This is a genomic window from Clostridium cylindrosporum DSM 605, assembly GCF_001047375.1.
GTDB classification, from domain to species: Bacteria; Bacillota; Clostridia; order Clostridiales; family Caloramatoraceae; genus Clostridium_AB; species Clostridium_AB cylindrosporum.
Window position 1 is genome coordinate 64,007 of sequence record NZ_LFVU01000028.1, and the last position, 19,132, is coordinate 83,138.

18 protein-coding genes are annotated in these 19,132 nt (G+C 30.4%); 6 read left to right on the top strand and 12 right to left on the bottom strand.

From position 1 onward, the window contains the following. Positions 1-127: 127 nt before the first annotated feature. The 7 genes from CLCY_RS11135 to cysK form a co-directional block, all read right to left on the bottom strand. Complete coding sequence (locus tag CLCY_RS11135) at positions 128-1,387, bottom strand: VanW family protein (RefSeq protein ID WP_048571222.1); 1,260 nt, start codon at positions 1,385-1,387, stop codon at positions 128-130. A 15-nt stretch (positions 1,388-1,402) separates the two neighbouring features. Then, positions 1,403-2,029 carry an endonuclease III gene (gene nth, locus CLCY_RS11140; protein WP_048571223.1) on the bottom strand — a complete coding sequence of 209 codons (627 nt, stop codon included), beginning with the start codon at positions 2,027-2,029 and terminating at the stop codon, positions 1,403-1,405. A gap of 114 nt (positions 2,030-2,143) precedes the next feature. Next, positions 2,144-2,425: a DUF503 domain-containing protein gene (locus tag CLCY_RS11145; protein WP_048571224.1), complete on the bottom strand. Its 282-nt coding sequence runs from the start codon at positions 2,423-2,425 to the stop codon at positions 2,144-2,146. Positions 2,426-2,449: 24 nt separating this feature from the next. Next, positions 2,450-3,145, bottom strand: a complete 696-nt coding sequence (locus CLCY_RS11150; RefSeq protein WP_048571225.1) for a lysophospholipid acyltransferase family protein — start codon at positions 3,143-3,145, stop codon at positions 2,450-2,452. Positions 3,146-3,160: 15 nt separating this feature from the next. Further along, positions 3,161-4,156 (bottom strand): tRNA epoxyqueuosine(34) reductase QueG, encoded by a 996-nt coding sequence (gene queG, locus CLCY_RS11155; RefSeq protein ID WP_048571226.1) that lies wholly within the window; start codon positions 4,154-4,156, stop codon positions 3,161-3,163. A 112-nt stretch (positions 4,157-4,268) separates the two neighbouring features. Further along, positions 4,269-4,841: a serine O-acetyltransferase EpsC gene (epsC, locus tag CLCY_RS11160; RefSeq protein ID WP_423230497.1), complete on the bottom strand. Its 573-nt coding sequence runs from the start codon at positions 4,839-4,841 to the stop codon at positions 4,269-4,271. Positions 4,842-4,858: 17 nt separating this feature from the next. Then, positions 4,859-5,776, bottom strand: coding sequence for a cysteine synthase A (gene cysK, locus CLCY_RS11165; RefSeq protein ID WP_048571228.1), 918 nt, complete (start codon positions 5,774-5,776; stop codon positions 4,859-4,861). Between the two features lie 457 nt (positions 5,777-6,233). Here cysK and CLCY_RS11170 point away from each other — a divergent pair, with 457 nt between their 5' ends. After that, positions 6,234-8,186 (top strand): YgiQ family radical SAM protein, encoded by a 1,953-nt coding sequence (locus tag CLCY_RS11170; RefSeq protein ID WP_048571229.1) that lies wholly within the window; start codon positions 6,234-6,236, stop codon positions 8,184-8,186. Between the two features lie 106 nt (positions 8,187-8,292). Then, positions 8,293-8,946: a DedA family protein gene (locus CLCY_RS11175; RefSeq protein ID WP_048571230.1), complete on the top strand. Its 654-nt coding sequence runs from the start codon at positions 8,293-8,295 to the stop codon at positions 8,944-8,946. A gap of 73 nt (positions 8,947-9,019) precedes the next feature. Here CLCY_RS11175 and CLCY_RS11180 read toward each other — a convergent pair whose 3' ends face one another. From CLCY_RS11180 to CLCY_RS11190, 3 genes are all read right to left on the bottom strand, one after another. Continuing rightward, positions 9,020-9,682 carry a hypothetical protein gene (locus CLCY_RS11180; protein ID WP_048571231.1) on the bottom strand — a complete coding sequence of 221 codons (663 nt, stop codon included), beginning with the start codon at positions 9,680-9,682 and terminating at the stop codon, positions 9,020-9,022. A 61-nt stretch (positions 9,683-9,743) separates the two neighbouring features. Beyond that, complete coding sequence (locus tag CLCY_RS11185; protein WP_048571232.1) at positions 9,744-10,616, bottom strand: YegS/Rv2252/BmrU family lipid kinase; 873 nt, start codon at positions 10,614-10,616, stop codon at positions 9,744-9,746. A gap of 32 nt (positions 10,617-10,648) precedes the next feature. Continuing rightward, on the bottom strand, positions 10,649-11,308 hold the full coding sequence (locus CLCY_RS11190; RefSeq protein WP_048571233.1) for a TVP38/TMEM64 family protein: 660 nt from the start codon (positions 11,306-11,308) through the stop codon (positions 10,649-10,651). Between the two features lie 207 nt (positions 11,309-11,515). On the opposite strand from CLCY_RS11190, the gene CLCY_RS11195 reads away from it, so the two are divergent. From CLCY_RS11195 to cax, 4 genes are all read left to right on the top strand, one after another. Further along, positions 11,516-12,160: a phosphatidylserine decarboxylase family protein gene (locus tag CLCY_RS11195; protein ID WP_048571234.1), complete on the top strand. Its 645-nt coding sequence runs from the start codon at positions 11,516-11,518 to the stop codon at positions 12,158-12,160. Further along, positions 12,153-12,662: a CDP-diacylglycerol--serine O-phosphatidyltransferase gene (pssA, locus tag CLCY_RS11200; RefSeq protein ID WP_048571235.1), complete on the top strand. Its 510-nt coding sequence runs from the start codon at positions 12,153-12,155 to the stop codon at positions 12,660-12,662. The genes CLCY_RS11195 and pssA overlap by 8 nt, the downstream gene beginning before the upstream one ends. Before the next feature lie 105 nt (positions 12,663-12,767). After that, positions 12,768-13,313, top strand: a complete 546-nt coding sequence (gene rbr, locus CLCY_RS11205; RefSeq protein ID WP_048571236.1) for a rubrerythrin — start codon at positions 12,768-12,770, stop codon at positions 13,311-13,313. 77 nt (positions 13,314-13,390) lie between these two features. Continuing rightward, on the top strand, positions 13,391-14,425 hold the full coding sequence (gene cax / locus CLCY_RS11210; protein ID WP_048571237.1) for a calcium/proton exchanger: 1,035 nt from the start codon (positions 13,391-13,393) through the stop codon (positions 14,423-14,425). An 82-nt stretch (positions 14,426-14,507) separates the two neighbouring features. Here cax and CLCY_RS11215 read toward each other — a convergent pair whose 3' ends face one another. Further along, positions 14,508-16,622 carry a methyl-accepting chemotaxis protein gene (locus tag CLCY_RS11215; protein ID WP_048571238.1) on the bottom strand — a complete coding sequence of 705 codons (2,115 nt, stop codon included), beginning with the start codon at positions 16,620-16,622 and terminating at the stop codon, positions 14,508-14,510. 336 nt (positions 16,623-16,958) lie between these two features. Beyond that, positions 16,959-19,073 (bottom strand): methyl-accepting chemotaxis protein, encoded by a 2,115-nt coding sequence (locus CLCY_RS11220; RefSeq protein ID WP_048571239.1) that lies wholly within the window; start codon positions 19,071-19,073, stop codon positions 16,959-16,961. Positions 19,074-19,132 lie beyond the last annotated feature (59 nt).

Here is a 19,132-nt window from a genome sequence, read left to right on the forward strand (position 1 = left end):
TTCTATTTTTCTATAATTCTTACCAAATGAATCATTTATTATACTGCTTTTTACTATAAAATAGAATTACCTCTAAATAAATATAAAAAAGGTATGAAATACCTTAAAGTATTCCACACCTTTTTGACTATCCTTTATAATGGTCACTAGATAGTTTTTCTTCTCTTATTAAATTTCCATTTACATCATAGACTTTTCTATAAGCCCTTGACTTTATTTGAGGCTTTTTACCACTTTTAGATGGTATTGTTTTATAAACTTCCTCTGTTATCTTAACACTTTTCTTTGGTGCTTTACTTGATCCATATATAGACATGCTAACATAGGATCCATATACTGAACCTTGTATGTATATTGGATAACCAGTATTATTTCTAAATTTAAGATCAATATAATCCTCTGATATAACTGCATCTCTACTTGCAGGAACATAACCTACCTTTAAGCTGTGTGGTCTTCTCTCTACTATTTCAAGATCCGATAAAAGTGCCGCATTATAAAGAGTAGTAGAAACTTGACATATTCCGCCTCCAAGCCCTGGTGTAAGTGTGCCATCAACAATTGTTGGGGCTTCTTTATAGCCATTAGACTTTACTCTAGGTCCCATAGCACTATTCGTTGAGAATACTTCACCTGGAAGCACTACACTTCCGCTAATTGATTCAGCTGCAAGTCTTATGTTACCTGCTCTATTTGTATTATTAGGATCAAATTTAGTTTCAAACCCATGAATCTTAGTGTCTATGCTTTTCAACATATCCGCTGTGACTTTCGGCTTGTCCTCATTTACTGGAACATTAACTACTTCTTCCTTTTTCGAAGGATTTATAGCCTTTTTAAGATCAGATTCTAACTTCTTTTGATCTACCTTTAAACCTGTCTTTTCATCTGTTATATTAAATGTCCCATTGTATGATATTTTAGCATTACTTGGCTTTTTGTCTATCTTTTTAGCTATCGTTTTTACATCTTCTTTAATTCTACTATCATCAGCTAAAAACTTCAGGTTAATCGTAGTAGGTTTATTTTTCAATGTAAATCTTGTGAAAAATCTTGTAAAAGCATTTCCATTTTTGCCATAGTCTAAGGCCACTTTAGCAGCTGATTCTATGTCATAGTGAGCATTTAGAGATTTATAATCTATATTATATGAAAAGTCCTTATAAACTACTTTAATATTTTTGTTTTTTACTTGATTATTGTAGTTTTTTTCTAATTGCTCTATTGCTTGCTTCTTCGTTAAATTTCCAAGTTCTAATCCATTTACAGTAACTCCTTCATATATTTTATCCTTCGGAGTTGACTTATCTACTACAAGTATCCCTATAGGAATACTTAAAACTGCTGCAACTAAAACAGCAATTAAAATCTTGATATTTTTGCTCAACTTTACCCCTCCTTGCTATGAATGATTATTTATGTAATATTTACAATAATCCTTAATAACACACTGATCACATTTAGGTTTTCTTGCAATACAAACTTTTCTTCCATGCCAAATAATATAATGATGCATATTAGACCAACATTCCTTTGGTAATACGTCCATTAACTGTTTTTCTGTTAAGTCCACATTATCTGCATTTGCAAGACCAATTCTATTTGATACTCTAAAAACATGTGTATCAACTGCTATGGTATCCTGTCCAAATGCATTAGCTAAAACTACGTTAGCAGTCTTTCTTCCTACACCTGGTAGTGATGTTAATTCCTCCATAGTACTTGGCACATGTCCATTAAAGTCAGACATTATTTTTTTACTTGTGTTAATTATGTTTTTTGTTTTATTTTTATAAAAACCAAGAGACCTAATATAAGGTTCTAGTTCCTCAGTGGTTAAACTCGCAAATTGGGAAGGGGTATTATAAACTTTATAAAGTACTTCTGTAGCTTTATTAACATTTACATCAGTTGTTTGAGCCGATAACATAGTTGATATTAGAAGTTCAAATGGCGATGTAAATTTAAGTCCACAGCCCATTCCTTTGTATTCATCTTCTAACCTTTTAATAACCTCATCTACGTTCATTACAATCTCCTTCCAACTAATACAGGTTTCTACAACTATGCGCATTTTACCATGTAAAGTACAATTTTATGATACATCATGACAAAGTTTAATTCAATTACAAATCAATTACAATCACAATAATTCTTTAGCAATTTTTATTATCTCTATTTCAGGATTATTTTCTAAAAAACTTATGATTTTACTACTAGTAGAATCAATAACTTTTGATGAGGTTGAAACCTCTACAAATGTTATTTCTGCTAATTGCCACTTATCCTGGTAATTACTTTCACATATAGATACATTAAACTTATTTTTAATTCTTTGAACTATACTTTTAAGTACTTGTCTTTTGTCCTTTAAGGAAAAAGATTCATATATCCTTATTTCAATAATAGTAACTCCAATAGTCATAATATACCTCTTTTTAATTAATTTCTACTTATGTACACCTTTATATTCATCAGGAAGCTGACTTGCTATTGAGTTCATTATAATATCAAGGCAATTTTGTGAAAATTCCTCTTTGCTAACTTCTTTATTAAACTTTGGAAGTGTAAATGGTTCTCCAATAGATATATTAACATCAGCATGCTGAAAAACTTCTTCTCCCATATTGTTATCATTTATAGGCATTAGTTTTTCTGTTCCCCACATAGCAATTGGAACTATAGGAACATTTGCTTTTCTTGCAATTAAAACTATTCCCTTCTTACCTTCTATCATAGCCCCAGTTCTTGACCTTGTTCCCTCAGGGAATATAAGTATATTCTTCTCTTCCTTAATAGCTTCTATACATTTTTTAAGTGCTTCAACATCTGCACTATTAGCTTTAATTGGAATAATATTTACAATTTCAAGTCCTAATTTACTCATTGATGTTTCGTTAAGTTTTACACCTGCAACAAAATAAGGATTATACTTTTTTAATATTTTGTTTAGAACTAATCCATCTGCATTACTTAAGTGATTACATATAAATATAACAGGAGCATTTATTTTATTAAGGTTCTCTGGATTATGTATCTTTATATTGGCATATTTGTTAAGGATACTATGAACCACTCCCTTTAATGCAGGTTTTACTACAAAAGTTGGTGCTTTCGATAACACTTTAATAATTCCTTTTAACATTTTGATCATTCCTTTCTAGCATTGGTTTATTTTTTCTATAGCTATATCAATATAATTTTGTAGTCTTATATCATCTTTTTTCTTTTTTAAGACTTCAATGTATTTTTTATTCCTACTATTCCCTGCAGCAATTATAGCATTTCTTTGTACTATAAATTTCCCTCTCCATGCTAAGGCTTGCCTACCATACTTTATCTTAAATTCCTTATTAGACATAAATAGTAACTCTTCTAAATTAATATTCATAGAATGTTCTAAGGGTTTAAATTCATCTATATTAGATGTACTTACTTCCTTATTATGTGGACATACATCTTGGCATGTATCACAACCAAAAATACGATTCCCTAATCTCTCCATTTCTTCTAATGTTAAGTCATCTTTTTTTTGAGTGATATATGATAGACACCTTTTACCATCTATCCCTGTTTCGTCAATGGCCTTTGCAGGACATGCCTTAATACATTTATCACAGCTCCCACATAATGATTCCTTTGCATTACATGGTTCAATCTCTAGGGTAGTTATAATTTCACCTAAAAATACATATGACCCATGATTTTTTGTAATAATATTTGTATTCTTTCCAACAAAGCCTAGCCCTGACTTTCTTGCAATCTCTTTATCAGAAACAACACCTGTATCACAAAAAAATATACATTTTTCATTAAAGTTATCTTCTATGTAGGACTTTATCAAATTAAGCTTTGAAGTTAATATCCTATGATAATCCTCTCCCATAGTATATTTTGAAAAATATGGCTCTATATAGTTTTGATCTTTATATTTATATGGAAGTGCAATTGAGACTATTGTTTTTGCTCCATTAAGCAGTGATTCTATATCTACTCTTTTAAGTTCATCTTCCTCTTCAAAACCTGAAAGTTTATTTTCATTTCTTCTATTTTTAAGGTTGTTTATAAACTTCTTTGAGAATGTTGTATCAGTAAATCCTATGTAAGGAACACCTATTTTATTTGCATAATCTATTATATTATTTTTAATATTCAATTTAATCACCTTTAATTAATTCATATATTAAAATCATAATATATTATTATGTTTTTTACAAATAAAGCTAGAACCTGAAAAATAAAAAAGAGGCCAATTGGCCTCTATTATACTATGCTTTTTTTGTATCCTCATCATTATAGATATAGGTTACCTTTTGTGCACTGGGGGTGACTACTCTACCTGGAACCCCAACTACTGTGGACCCTTCAGGTACTTCCTTTAGCACAACCGAGTTTGCACCTATTTTTGAGTCTGATCCTATTTTAATAGGCCCTAAAACCTTTGCCCCTGCACCTATTAATACATTGTCTCCTACAGTTGGATGTCTCTTTCCTTTATCTTTTCCTGTTCCCCCAAGTGTAACTCCATGATAAATAGTTACATTGTCTCCAACCTCTGCTGTTTCTCCTATAACAATTCCCATACCATGATCTATAAAAAGGCCCTTTCCGATTTGTGCACCTGGATGTATCTCAATACCTGTAAAATTTCTAACTATCTGAGATATTACCCTTGCAAGAACGAACCATTTTCTTTTATATAGTTTATGAGTAAATCTATAAAATAGAACAGCATGAAGACCTGGATAGCAAAGAACAACCTCTAACATATTTTTCGCTGCTGGATCTTTTTCTAAAACGTTTCTGGCCTCTTCTCTAAATGTTTTAAACATACTTACCACACTCCAACAATTATAATCTATTCAAAGCTAAAAAGTTCAGTTGAAAGATATCTCTCACCAGTGTCTGGAGCTAAAACTACTATTGTTTTTCCCTTTCCAAGCTCTTTTGCTTTTTCAAGAGCTACATGTAGGGCTGCACCTGAGGATATACCTACTAATAAACCTTCCTTAGATGCAACTTTTCTTGCTGCTTCAAAGGCTTCTAATGTCTTTACGCACTCAATCTCATCTATAACATTTCTGTCAAGTATCTTCGGAACAAATCCCGCACCTATTCCTTGTAATTTATGTGGACCTGGTTGATTTCCTGAAAGTACGCTTGAATCATAAGGTTCAACTGCGACTATCTTTACGTCCTTAATATTTTCCTTTAGAACCTTACCTACACCTGTTACCGTACCTCCAGTTCCAACACCTGCAATGAACATATCAACTTTACCATCGGTATCTTTTAGGATTTCAAGGCTAGTATTTTCTATATGCGCCTTAGGATTAGCTGGATTTTCAAATTGCTGAGGCATATAGTATCCATTTTCTTTAGTAAGCTTTTCAGCCATTTCAATAGCACCCTTCATACCCTTTGACCCTTCAGTTAAAACAATCTCAGCACCAAAGGCTTTCATAAGTCTTCTTCTTTCCATACTCATTGTTTCAGGCATAGTAAATATCACTCTATATCCCTTTGCAGCTCCAACCATTGCAAGTCCGATTCCTGTATTACCACTTGTTGGTTCTACAATAGTCTGACCTTTTTTTAGAAGTCCACTTTTTTCTGCTTCTTCTATCATTGCTAAAGCTATTCTATCTTTGACACTACCCCCTGGATTGAAAAACTCTACCTTTACAAGTATATCCGCCATATCTTCATCTGTAATATTATTTAGTCTAACCAAAGGTGTATTTCCTATTAATCCATAAATATTATCATATATCATTTTTAGTTCTCCTTTCATCTTAAAAGTATTCCTTATAATACAAAAACTTCTACCTCTGAAAAATTCAGAGGCAGAAGTTACATTCCACGGTCCCACTCTGGTTATATGAAAAACATATATCTCAACAAACACTAACATGTTAAACCTCTGTAACGGGAGGTATCCGTACCACCTACTTAATTCAGCTTAACACTCCTAGGGGCACTTCAACCAAATAATCGTATATAACCTTTCCAGCCTCGAGGTTACTCTCTGTATACTACATCTAGCCTACTTTCCCTATTCATAGTGTTTAATTCCTATCAAAACACTAAAGTTTATAAGCCAATTGTAATATGTGAGGAAAAAAAAAGCAATACTAATTTTAAAATATTTATGTGTTATAATTATTCTATGCATTTTGTAATTAAAAAATACTATTTGCACCTTATATATGTTAATTAAGGAGTTGATATCCATGGCAGAATTTTTGCCTATTTCAATACAAGATATGAAAAAAAGAGACTGGGATCAGCTTGATTTTGTGTATGTATCCGGTGATGCATATGTAGATCATCCTTCCTTCGGTCATGCAATTATAACTAGGCTACTTGAAAGTCTTGGCTATAAAGTAGGAATTATAGCTCAGCCTAACTGGAAAAGTAAAGATGATTTTATGAAGCTTGGAAAACCTAAACTAGGCTTTCTAGTTTCCTCTGGGAATATAGATTCTATGGTAAATCACTTTACAAGTGCTAAAAAGAGAAGACACGATGACCTATACTCTCCTGGTGGAAAATCAGGATATAGACCTGACAGGGCTGTCATTGTTTATTGTAATAGAATCCGAGAAGCATATGGTGATATTCCTATTATAATAGGAGGAATAGAGGCAAGTCTTAGAAGGTTTGCACATTACGACTATTGGGATGACAGAGTACGTAACTCTATTCTTATAGATAGTAGTGCTGACCTTCTTATATATGGTATGGGAGAAAGACCATTTATAGAAATTTCTAATCTTTTAAGTTATGGAAAGAACATTAAAGATATAAAATATATTAGAGGTACTTGCCATATTGAGGATGACCCTTCATCTGTTAATGACAGTATAATACTTCCTTCATATGAAGAAGTTTCTACAAATAAAAAAGAATATGCAAAAAGTTTTAAAACCCAATTTGAGGAACAGGATGCTATAACAGGTAAATCACTTATTCAAAAACATGGTAAGAAATATGTACTTCAAAATCCTCCTGCTTTCCCTCTTGATGAGGAAGATATGGATACGACATATAACTTACCTTATGTGAGAACATACCATCCTATATATAAACCTCTTGGAGGAATTCCTGCGCTTAATGAAATTGAATTTAGTATAACATCTCATAGAGGCTGTTTTGGAGGATGCTCATTTTGTGCACTTACATTTCACCAAGGAAGAGTTATTCAAAGTAGAAGTCATGAGTCTATTATTAATGAAGCTAAAAAACTTACTTCCCTTCCTAACTTTAAGGGATATATACATGATATAGGTGGACCTACAGCAAACTTTAGGAAACCATCATGCAAAAAACAACTAAAACATGGTGTGTGTAAAACAAGACAGTGTATGCACCCATCACCTTGTAAAAACTTAGAAGCAGATCATAGTGACTATCTTTCACTTTTAAGAAAGGTAAGAGACCTTCCAAAGATAAAGAAGGTATTTGTTCGTTCAGGCATAAGATATGATTATCTTTTATGTGATAAAAACCCAAGTTTTTTCAATGACCTTGTAAAGTATCATATAAGTGGTCAGTTAAAAGTAGCTCCTGAACACGTTTCAGATAGGGTTCTAAACTATATGGGTAAACCTACAAGAAAAGTATATAATAAATTTACTGAAAACTACTACAAGGTAAATGATAAATTAGGATTAAAGCAATTTCTTGTTCCTTATCTTATGTCCAGTCATCCTGGAAGTGATTTAGACTGCGCTATTGAACTTGCAGAGTTCATACGTGATATGGGATATAACCCAGAGCAAGTACAAGACTTTTATCCAACACCTGGAAGCTTATCAACTACAATGTATTATACAGGTGTTAATCCTCTTACAGGTGAGAAAGTATATGTTCCAAAAACAACAGACGAAAAAGCTATGCAAAGAGCACTACTTCAGTTTAGAGACCCTAAAAATCGTAGAACTGTTGAAAAAGCTCTTAGAATCGCCCATAGAGAAGATCTATTAAGTGGAAAAAAATCCTTATTTACTCCTGTAAGTGGAGTTAAAAATTCTGCTTCTGGGAATTCTAAGAATAAACCGGACTCTAAACATGATAATAAGAAAAACTTAAAAAGCAGCAAAAGCAATAAACCTTCCAAAGGAAATTTAAGAGAAAAAAATTCCTCAAATGGTAAGATTAATAGAAAAAAATTTAAAAAGTAGAGAATTTTTTTAGAATATTGCAAAATACTCTAGTAATTTATACTAATTATATGATTTACTATATATAATTGATTTAAATTATAACTTGTATGAAGAGGTGATCCTATTGGAACAAACTATTTATGCTTATGCTGAATACTTTGCTCATAATAATTCTTTTTTAGCATATGTATTTTTCTTTATAAATGCATCGCTACAGGCACTGTTCCCACCATATCCTGGAGATACTATAATTGTATTTCAAGGATATATTGGTACCCTAGGTGTTTTTAGTAACTTTCTGATTGTATTAACAACCTTACTGGGAACTGTGCTAAGTGGTATATTTTTGTTTGTTATCTCTTATAAGTATGGTGATAATATAACAAGCCACAGGTTTTTTAGAAGATTTTTCGATGTTAATAAGATTGATAATCTTCACAAGGTATTCAATAAGTATGGAGTAGGATTAATACTTTTTAATAGATTTGTTCCAGGATGTGCTATGATTACAGTTATTGCCGCTGGTATTTTTAAACTTAATCGAATTAAAGCAATTGCTTCATTAACAATTGCAGGTATAGTTCACAATTGCTTACTTATGGCTCTTGGATATACAGTTGGATACAATATGCCTCTAATTCGAGAAATTTTAATTAAGTTTAATAAGTTTTTTATTCTTCTTGCTTTACTTTTAGCTTTAATAATATTCATAATTTATTTAAGAAAAAAGAAACAAGAAGAAATCTCAGTAAAAGAACCTAATTTAGATAACGAATAAAAGGACAGATTTAAAATCTGTCCTTTTTAATTTATTCTATATCTTATCCTCTTAAGACTTTCAATAACACCTTCTAAGAATTCTGTTTATTTTTACCTATTAAATTCATTATAATAATTAATGTAAATGCAATAAGTGATGTTAAATCAGAAAGCACATTAAAATGAAATAATTCTTTATTCATAATATCAAGTCCCCTTTCAGCAACTACTACTAGAAAAGATATTGATATCATTAAAAGAGATATTTTACTCTTTATCTCCTTAATATTAGCAAACATTTTAAGAGAAATAGCTATTAAGATAACACTCACTACCATTGTAAATATCGATTCAATGTATATCCACTGCTTGTTTTCTATAAGTATGTATCCTAAATCTGAATTACTTATTCCTATAGGTAAATTATATACTATATAAGCCCCTAAAAAAACTATTGAGGCTAAAATAAAAAAGTCAGCAATTTTAAAGCTTCTTTTAACTATATAGAAAATCATAATATATCCTATTGCTAGTATTGTTATAAGAGATATATTAGGGAAATACCTCATATTATATATATACTTTGGTGAGTCAGCACTATAAAATATAAAAAGAGATATGTATCTAATTATTCCAAAGAGTATAAATGCTTTAAAAGTAATATTAATAAATTTATCCTCTAAACTCATCATAGGTAAAAGTAATATAAAACTTAAGACTAAACATGCAAAAACCACAATAACATAATTGTCCATACAACACTCCTAAAATATTAATCTACAGTACATTATATTATTGTTTATTGTAGTTAATTCTTTATGGAGAAAATACTTTTATCTTTTTATGAAGTACTCCAACCTTAAGTGGAAAAGAAGGTCCTACTTCTCCATCTACATCTGCTTCTAACTGATCATTGCATTCAATTAAAAATTCTTTTCCCTCTAGATAGAGAACACGATTACTACTAGTGTGATCTCCCCTTAGAATTTGAATAAAAACATTAAATAGTTCAACTATATTACAATCCCTAAGTGCTAATAAATTCAGTTTCCCATCATTTTCAACGGCTCCAGGAGCTAACTTAAATCCCCCTGCTGTTGAACCATTTAATATAACAAATAAATAAATATTTTCTTCATAAATCTTACCATCACAAGTGATTCTAACTGGTATAGGCCTAAAGTTAGGTAGCTGCTCTATACCCTTAATATAATAAGCAAGTTTTCCAAGGGTATTTTTAAGATGAGTATCAATCTTTTGTGAAACATCAGTTAATAGGCCTGCTGCTGCAACATTTATAAAATATCTATCGTTAATAGTTCCAAGGTCTATCTCTTTTATATTTCCATCTGCTATTACCTTGGTACAAAAATCTATATTCTTATGCAATCCTATGTGGTTTGCAAAGTCATTAGCAGTTCCAGAGGGTATTACACCTAATGGAATATCTAAGTTTTCATTAACCATCGCGTTAACAATATGACTTATTGTTCCATCTCCACCTGAGGCTATAATGCAATGAGAATCCTTTGAATTCTTAACTTCTTCATAAATATCTTCAATTGATAATGTTCTACATATTGTAACTCTATATCCTCCTGTTTGAAGAATATTAATAACAGAATCTAAATTATTCTTAAATGATTTATCTCCTGAGTAAGGGTTATATATCAATTTAGCCCTTTTCAAATTTATCTCCCCCTAGTGTCCTCAATATATATTTATCTTACTATTCTTTTGTTTAAATAAACTAAACAAATTATAATCAATGCTATTATTGATGATATTATTAGCAACTTTAGTGATAGTATACTTTTTAGTCCCACTCCTAAATAATTAAAAGCTAAAATCTCAGGTATAACGCCAAGCATCGTTGCTAAAATATATGTTTTATAGTTTATATTTGATATTCCCGCCATAAAACTTAAGGGATCAAATGGAAAAACTACTGTTACCCTCATAATAAATAATACTTTAAATCCATTATCTTTTAATTTTTCATCCATTTTATGAAACTTTTTTCCAAGGAAATGAACTAAAAAATCCCTCCCTAAGAATCTTGCTAGATAAAAAGATACTGTTGCAGATAAAAATATTCCTATAAGCGAATAAAAAGTCCCCATCAGTGGCCCATAAATAACCCCTGATACTACAGCAAATATCCACGCAGGAATTATAATAAATATTGGTCTAATTAGGTTTAAAATCATATACATTAAAATAGAAGTTTTTTTGTTCTCTTGGAGAATTACTTCAACCTCATTAACATTTAAATGTATTACATTTACCCCTATTACTTTCTCAAAATATGTAAGTAACACAAATGCTAAAATGATAAAAAATGCTAACCATAGTATCTTTACTTTAAATTTGCTTTTCAAAATAAACCACCTTTATAAATTACTTACTTAAATTTATTAACCTTAACATTATATCACTAATAAATGTCAATATGAAGTATACTAAGCTTCATATATATTTAAGTTATTATTAACTTGATTCGTGTTAACTATTCTTATCTTCTTGTAAAAGCATTTATTATTGTATATAATAACTTGTATGTATTAAAAAATTGGAGGAGTATGTTTATGACAAAATTCTCGATAAGGAAAGAAAGTATACCTTACATATTAATTTTAGCATTGATTGCTTTAGGACTATATTTTCTATTACCTACACCTATATTTATTATTATACCTATTATCTTAATACTGTTTATATTATATTTCTTTAGAGATCCTTATAGAGAAGTAGACTTTAATGAAAAAACTTTTATTTCTCCTGCTGATGGAACAGTAATGGATATTAGGGACATATATGAAGAAGACTTTATCAAGGGAAATGCTAAGAAAGTCACTATTTTTCTTTCTGTTTTCAACGTTCATATTAATAGATGTCCAATTGCTGGTGAAGTAACTTATTCTTCATACAGACCAGGTAAATATCTTCCTGCATTTAAACCTCATGCATCTGAAGAAAATGAGAGAAATACTATAGGAATTGAAAACAAATTTACTAAAGCCCTAGTTCACCAAATAACTGGACTTATTGCAAGAAGAATAGTTTGTTGGAATAAAGAAGGTGACACCGTTGAACAAGGTGAGAAATTTGGACTTATTAAGTTCGGCTCATGTACTGAGCTTATAGTTCCTGATAATGTTAAGATACTTGTCAAAAAAGGTGATGTAGTCAGGGGCGGTATAACCATTTTAGGGGTGATTGATGATGAATAAAAGCTATATTCCAAATTCATTTACATTTGGAAATTTGGCATTTGGAATACTTTCTATAATTTTCACTATGAAGGGTGATTTTAATATTGCAGCATTTGCAATAGTTGCTGCTGCAATACTTGATAGATATGATGGAAGAATTGCAAGAGCATTTAACGCTTCTAGTAAACTTGGAACCCAGCTAGATTCCTTAGCAGACTTAGTATCATTTGGAGTGGCTCCATCTATTTTAGGATGGGCTTTATATCTTAATGAATATGGAATCATAGGATATATTATTGTTTGTCTATTCCCTATCTGTGGATCTTTTAGGCTTGCTAGATATAATGTATCAGAGTTTAACAACGTGTTTATGGGTGTACCCATTACTATTGCAGGATTCTTAATGGCAATAGACTCAATTATTTATATTTATGTAATTAAACATGGTATTATTTCTGCTATTTTACTTGTGTTATTCTCTTACCTTATGGTTAGTAAAATACAAATTAAAAAACGTTAACTTATTTTTTAAATGTTCTAGAATTATTTCTAGAACATTTTTTGTGTCACTTTTTATCGAAACTTCATAATATGTATTGTGATTGTTATTTTCAAGGAGGCACAAATGGATTTAAACTTAAAAGGTACTAAAACTGAACAGAACCTATATAAAACATTTGCTGGTGAATCTAGAGCAAGAAATAAGTATACCTTATACTCTGAAAAGGCAAGACAACAGGGGTATCAATATATAGCTTCAGTATTTATTGAAACTGCAATGAATGAACTTGCCCATGCTAGAAGAACCTTTAATGACTTTTTAAAGCTTAATAAGTCAACAGAGGAAAATTTAATGGATGCAGCTATGGGAGAAGCCTTTGAAACTGAAAAGTTATATAAAGAATTTGAAGAAACAGCAAGAAAAGAAGGTTTTATAGAGGTTGCTGACTTTTATAAAGAACTTAGAGAAGTTGAGGAAGAGCATAAAGAAAGATTTTTAAGTGTACTTAAAAATCTTAAAGCAGGTAAAATGTTTAGACGTGATATACCTGTTAAGTGGCACTGTATGAACTGTGGATATATCCATGAAGGTAAAGAAGCTCCAAGCCCATGTCCTTTATGTAAATTTCCTCAAGGATACTTTGAAATTTTATGCGAAAATTATAAATAACCTTTATCCTAAATTTTATCTTTATGTTTAAAAGACCTGCCCTATTTGCAGGTCTTTTAAAGTAGGTGGTGTTTATCATGAAATCAAAGTACCTTTGCATATTCATTCCAATTAGTATTGCTTTATACTATTATGAATTTTATATCCCCTGCTTCATAGCTACTTTCTTAAGCATTATCCCACTTGCTATAATTCTTTGCGATTATACTGATAAAGTTTCCTCAAAGCTAGGTGATAAAGTAGGTGGAATAATAAATGCAACCACTGGTAACCTTCCAGAACTTTTAATTTGTATTTTTGCAATTAACTCTGGAATGTTTGACTTAGTTCGTGCAGGTATTATAGGTTCTATAATAGGTAATATGCTACTTGTACAAGGCATCAGTATTTTTGCTGGGGGAATAAAATATAAAGAACAAACATTTAATAGAAACATTGCTAGAACAAATTTCGCACTTCTTTTTATTTGCATAATAGGTATATTAGTTGTTTCTATTTGCAGCCTTGCGCTAAATGTTTCCGAAAACATTAATTCTCTAAGCATAGGTGTTTCCATAATATTAATTATAATTTATGTTTTGGGGCTCATCTTTTCATTAGTAACACATAAAAAACTCTTTTTACACGATACTCCATCTGAGGAATCCCCTAAAAACGTAAACATGAAAAAATGCATTTTTGTTTTTACGGTTATCGCTTTAATAATGGTTCTACAAAGCCACATTCTTGTAAATACTCTAGAGTACATTTCTACTACATTCTCTATATCTCAACACTTTCTTGGGATTATTGTAGTACCTTTAATTGGTAATATAGGTGAATATGCAACAGCAATAGTTATGGCTCTTAAAAATAAAATTAATCTTTGTATAGAAATTTCAGTTGGCTCAAGTATACAAATAGCACTTTTATCTGCTCCAATACTTGTTATCGTAAGTATGTTTGTAGGAAACCCCCTAAGCTTAGTTTTTGCCGCCTATCATATACTTTGTCTTATTATAGCTCTTCTCCTATCTTTTTTCGTATTTCAAGATGGAAAGACCTATTGGCTTGAGGGGAGTATTATGATAGCTGCATATGTTATATTGGCTCTTGGCTATTACTTCATGTAAAAAACTTTTATTTTAATGAAAAAGTGTACACTATGGTAAATCTTTTTTATTTAACCTATAGTGTACACTTTTCATTTTAAAGTTATATTTTAAACTTAGATATTTTCTCCTTTATAGTATCAGATAGATTTAGGATATCAGTAAACTTATCCTTTATATTGTTATTTTCCCCTAATATATCTAAATTTCTTTCAGATATATCAGTAGCCCCTGCTGCACCCTCATTTACTGCTGCTGTTACACCTTCTATTACATCAACCATACTTTTAATAGAATCTAACACATTTTCTGATGCATCTCCAAAATCGGATACTATTTTTTCAACTGTACTTGCGTCATCACTATATTTTTCAGTAGCAAGTAGCATCTTATCATAGTCACTTCTAACGTTTTGTTCCATGAAATCTAACATCGTTTTTGAGCTGCCTACAAGATGCTCTACTGATTTGATTACTTTTTCAGTTATAACTTGTATTTCTTCAACTGTGCTTTTAGATGATTCTGCAAGATTTCTTATTTCATTTGCAACAACTGAAAACCCTCTTCCAGCTTCCCCTGCTCTTGCAGCTTCTATAGCCGCATTTAAAGCAAGAAGATTTGTTTGCGCAGTTATTTCCATTATAGAGTCAGAAAGCACCTTTATTTCATTTACCGCCTCTGATTCCTTAAGAGCTTCCTCAAGCTTTGCCTTAGTACTTATAAATACCTTTTCACCTTCTTCTTGAGATAACTTAAACTCTTTACTTAAATCACTTGCTCTTCCACTAATTTCTCTTGCAACTTGAATACCTTCTTCTGATCTTTTTGCAACCTCTTCTATTGACTTTTCTATTTCAACTGATGAACTATTCATTTCCTCAGCCGAGGTTGCAGTTTCTTCAATTGTGGCTGATAATTGTTGTGTAGTTGAGGATACACTTTCAACATTATCACGAAGTAAATTCATATTATGATTAGCCTCTTCTACTACATTTTTCAAAGAGTCTGCCTCATGGGATACATCCTCAATTAAACTTCTTATAGACTCTCTCATTTTTACAACAGAATTTGCAATTATTCCTATTTCATCTTTTTTATAAAATATATTATCTGCTACTTTTTGTGTAAAATCTGCATTAGCAATGATTTCGATATAAGAGGATAAATCAACTAAAGGCTTTGAAGCCCTCTTCATAAAAAACATAGTAATTAGTACTACTAATAATGTTATTATTAGTGTTGATGTTATTATTTTTTTAAGCAGAGAATAATACTCAGTATATATATTATCTACTGGAATTGAAGCACAAAAACTCCACTTTGTGTCTATCCCTGAGATTGTTATTGGTTTATATACATTTAGCATTTTAGTATTTGTTACAGTACTATTAATTTCCTTACTAAAAGCTTTTCCTTCTTGTATTGATGATATTACGCTACTATCTATTCCCTTGTTTACATCTGTAACCTTTTTACCAATAAAGTCTTTATTCATTCCATGGCTAGCAATTATTCCTTTTTCTGATAATGTATAAGTATACCCATTAAGTAGCTTTGCATTTTTTATTACATTTTGCATTGAACTTAATGTTATATCTGCACCTATAATACCTTTAAATACTCCATTTTGATCAATTATAGGAAGAATAAGTCCGATCATCCATGTCTTTTCACCATTTACATCATATTGAACTGGTTCCATAATAAATGGTTTATTTGTTCTTTTTGCTATTTGATAATAATTATTTGGATCTGGATTTAAGTAATCAGATAGTTTTGATACATTGATACCTGCTTCTGTTTTAGTAACATATGGTATAAACCTTCCTGTTTTATCATAACCTGGTTTATTCATATAATCCTTATCTTTTCCATCAAATGCATTTGGTTCAAAGCACACATAAGCAGCTACAATTGCGTTTGTATTTTTCAAATTAGATTTAAGAATCTCAACAACCTTTTCTCTTGTTGCTTTCCCATCTGCTTGATAAAACTCTATTGTATCTTTTATCTGCCTTGTAACATAATTTGAAGCTTCCATTTGTGCCTTAATTTCCTTAGAATATCCACTGGAAACTTCATTTGCAATATTTATTGACTGCTTATAAGAACTTTGCTTTACAGTATTTAATACAAGAATAGATATTATAAATACTGATATCAAAAATATCGTTCCTGAAATAATACTAAGTTTTGATGCTAATTTTAATTTCCCCAATCTTTTCACCTCCATATTTACTACGACTATTACTAACAATTTACCCTTTTTTTCTTACAAAGTATATTTTAATTATATTTGTATTAAATTACTAGTGTTTAATTCATACAAAATGGATAGGTTAAATATAGTTATATTTTATGCTTATTTATTATTTTTTTACAATATTTCTAGTTTTATTACATAAAACTTCTTTTTAAATACTAATTCGTCATATTTCTACAAGTAATAAAAATTTTACTAAAGAAACATTTTCATAATTATAAAAAATAGGATAATAGATTTTAAAAAATCTATTATCCTATAAGTCTACTGTGTGTAATTTTTATCTCTTATCTATATCTTAAACTTAGATATCTTATCTTTAATAGTGTCTGAAAGATTTAGTATCTCATCAAAACTTTCCTTTACATGATTATTTTCTTCTAGAATATCTAAATTTCTTTCAGATATATTAGTAGCTCCTGCTGCACCTTCATTAACTGCAGCTGTTACACCCTCTATTACATTAACCATGCCTTTAATTGAATCTAAAACATTTTCTGAAGCATAACCAAAATCAGATACTATTTTTTCAACTGTAGTCGCATCACTACTATATTTTTCTGTAGCAAGTAGCATTTTATCGTAATCGCCTCTAACATTTTGTTCCATATAATCTAACATGGTTTTCGAACTACCTACAAGATGCTCCACAGATTTAGTTACTTTTTCTGTTATAACTTGTATTTCCTCAACTGTATTTTTTGATGATTCCGCAAGATTTCTTATCTCATTTGCAACAACTGAGAATCCTCTTCCGGCTTCCCCTGCTCTTGCAGCTTCTATTGCTGCATTTAATGCCAAAAGATTTGTTTGTGCGGTTATTTCCATTATAGAATCAGAAAGTACCTTTATTTCATTTACTGCCTCTGATTCCTTTAAGGCTTTCTCAAGTTTTGCCTTAGTACTTATAAATACTTTTTCTCCTTCTTCCTTAGAGACTTTAAAGTCTTCTCTTAAATCAATTGCTCTTCCACTAATTTCTCTTGCAACTTGAACACCTTCTTCTGATCTTTTTGCAACCTCTTCTATTGATTTTTCTATTTCAAGTGATGAACTATTCATCTCCTCAGCTGATGTTGCAGTTTCCTCGATTGTAGCTGATAACTGCTGTGTAGTTGATGATACACTTTCAACATTATCACGAAGTAAATTCATATTGTAGTTAGCATCTGCTACTACACTTTTTAGAGCATCCGCTTCATTAGAAACATCCTCTATTAAGCTTCTTATAGATTCTCTCATTTTTACAACAGAGTTTGCTATAATCCCTATTTCATCTTTTTTATAAAATATATTGTCTGCTACCTTTTGTGTGAAATCTGCATTAGCGATTATCTCAATATAAGAAGATAAATCAACTAAAGGCTTTGACGCTTTCCTCATAAAGAACATCGTAATTAATACTACAAGTAGTGTTATAATTATTGTTGATGTTATTATTTTTTTAAGTAGTGAATAATACTCTGAATAAATATTATCTACTGGAATTGAAGCACAAAAACTCCATTTTGTATCAATCCCTGAGATTATTATTGGCTTATATACATTTAACATTTTAGTATTTGTTACGCTACTATCTATTTCCTTACTAAAAGCTTTTCCCTCATGTATTAATGAGAATATACTACTATCTATGCCTTTATTTACATCTGTAACATTCTTACCAATAAAATCTTTATTAAACCCATGACTAGCTATAATTCCCTTTTCCGATAATGTGTAAGTGTAACCATTAAAGGGTCTTGCATTTTGAGTCACATTCTGCATTGAACTTAGTGAAATATCTGCACCTATAACCCCTTTAAATACCCCATTGTTATCAATAATAGGAAGAACAATAGCAACAATCCATGTTTTCTCACCATCGATATCATACTGAATTGGCTCCATTATAAAAGGCTTCTTTGTTCTTTTTGCTATTTGATAATAATTATTTTGATCTGTACTTTCATAATCCGTTAATGTAGATACCTCAGTTCCTGATTTTGTTTTAGAAACATATGGCACTAATCTACCTGTCTTATCATAACCTGGTTTATTTATGTATTCCTTATCTTTTCCATCAAATGCATTTGGTTCGTAGCATGCATATGCACCTACAAGTGAACTTGAATTTTTTAAATTTGCTTTAATTATTTCTACTACATTTTCTCTTGTTGCCTTACCGTCGATTTGATATAACTCAATTGTATCTCTTATTTGCCTTGTAACATAATTAGAAGATTCCATTTGTGCTTTTATTTCCTTAGAATATCCGCTTGAAACTTCATTGGCAATAATTAATGACTGTTTGTAAGAACTTTGTTTTACAGTATTTAATACCAAAATAGATATTATAAATACTGATATCAAAAATATCGTTCCTGAAATTATACTAAGCTTTGATGCTAATTTTAATTTACCCAATTTTGTCACCTCCATAATTACTAAAACCTAAACCTATATTATCCATTTAAAAATTTTAT

Bases quoted from the DNA above. Each gene is read 5' to 3' on its own strand.
- nth (WP_048571223.1), bottom strand. From the start codon at position 2,029: ATGAACGTAGATGAGGTTATTAAAAGGTTAGAAGATGAATACAAAGGA.
- CLCY_RS11145 (WP_048571224.1), bottom strand. From the start codon at position 2,425: ATGACTATTGGAGTTACTATTATTGAAATAAGGATATATGAATCTTTT.
- CLCY_RS11150 (WP_048571225.1), bottom strand. From the start codon at position 3,145: ATGTTAAAAGGAATTATTAAAGTGTTATCGAAAGCACCAACTTTTGTA.
- cysK (WP_048571228.1), bottom strand. From the start codon at position 5,776: ATGATATATGATAATATTTATGGATTAATAGGAAATACACCTTTGGTT.
- CLCY_RS11170 (WP_048571229.1), top strand. From the start codon at position 6,234: ATGGCAGAATTTTTGCCTATTTCAATACAAGATATGAAAAAAAGAGAC.
- CLCY_RS11180 (WP_048571231.1), bottom strand. From the start codon at position 9,682: ATGGACAATTATGTTATTGTGGTTTTTGCATGTTTAGTCTTAAGTTTT.
- CLCY_RS11195 (WP_048571234.1), top strand. From the start codon at position 11,516: ATGACAAAATTCTCGATAAGGAAAGAAAGTATACCTTACATATTAATT.
- pssA (WP_048571235.1), top strand. From the start codon at position 12,153: ATGAATAAAAGCTATATTCCAAATTCATTTACATTTGGAAATTTGGCA.
- rbr (WP_048571236.1), top strand. From the start codon at position 12,768: ATGGATTTAAACTTAAAAGGTACTAAAACTGAACAGAACCTATATAAA.
- cax (WP_048571237.1), top strand. From the start codon at position 13,391: ATGAAATCAAAGTACCTTTGCATATTCATTCCAATTAGTATTGCTTTA.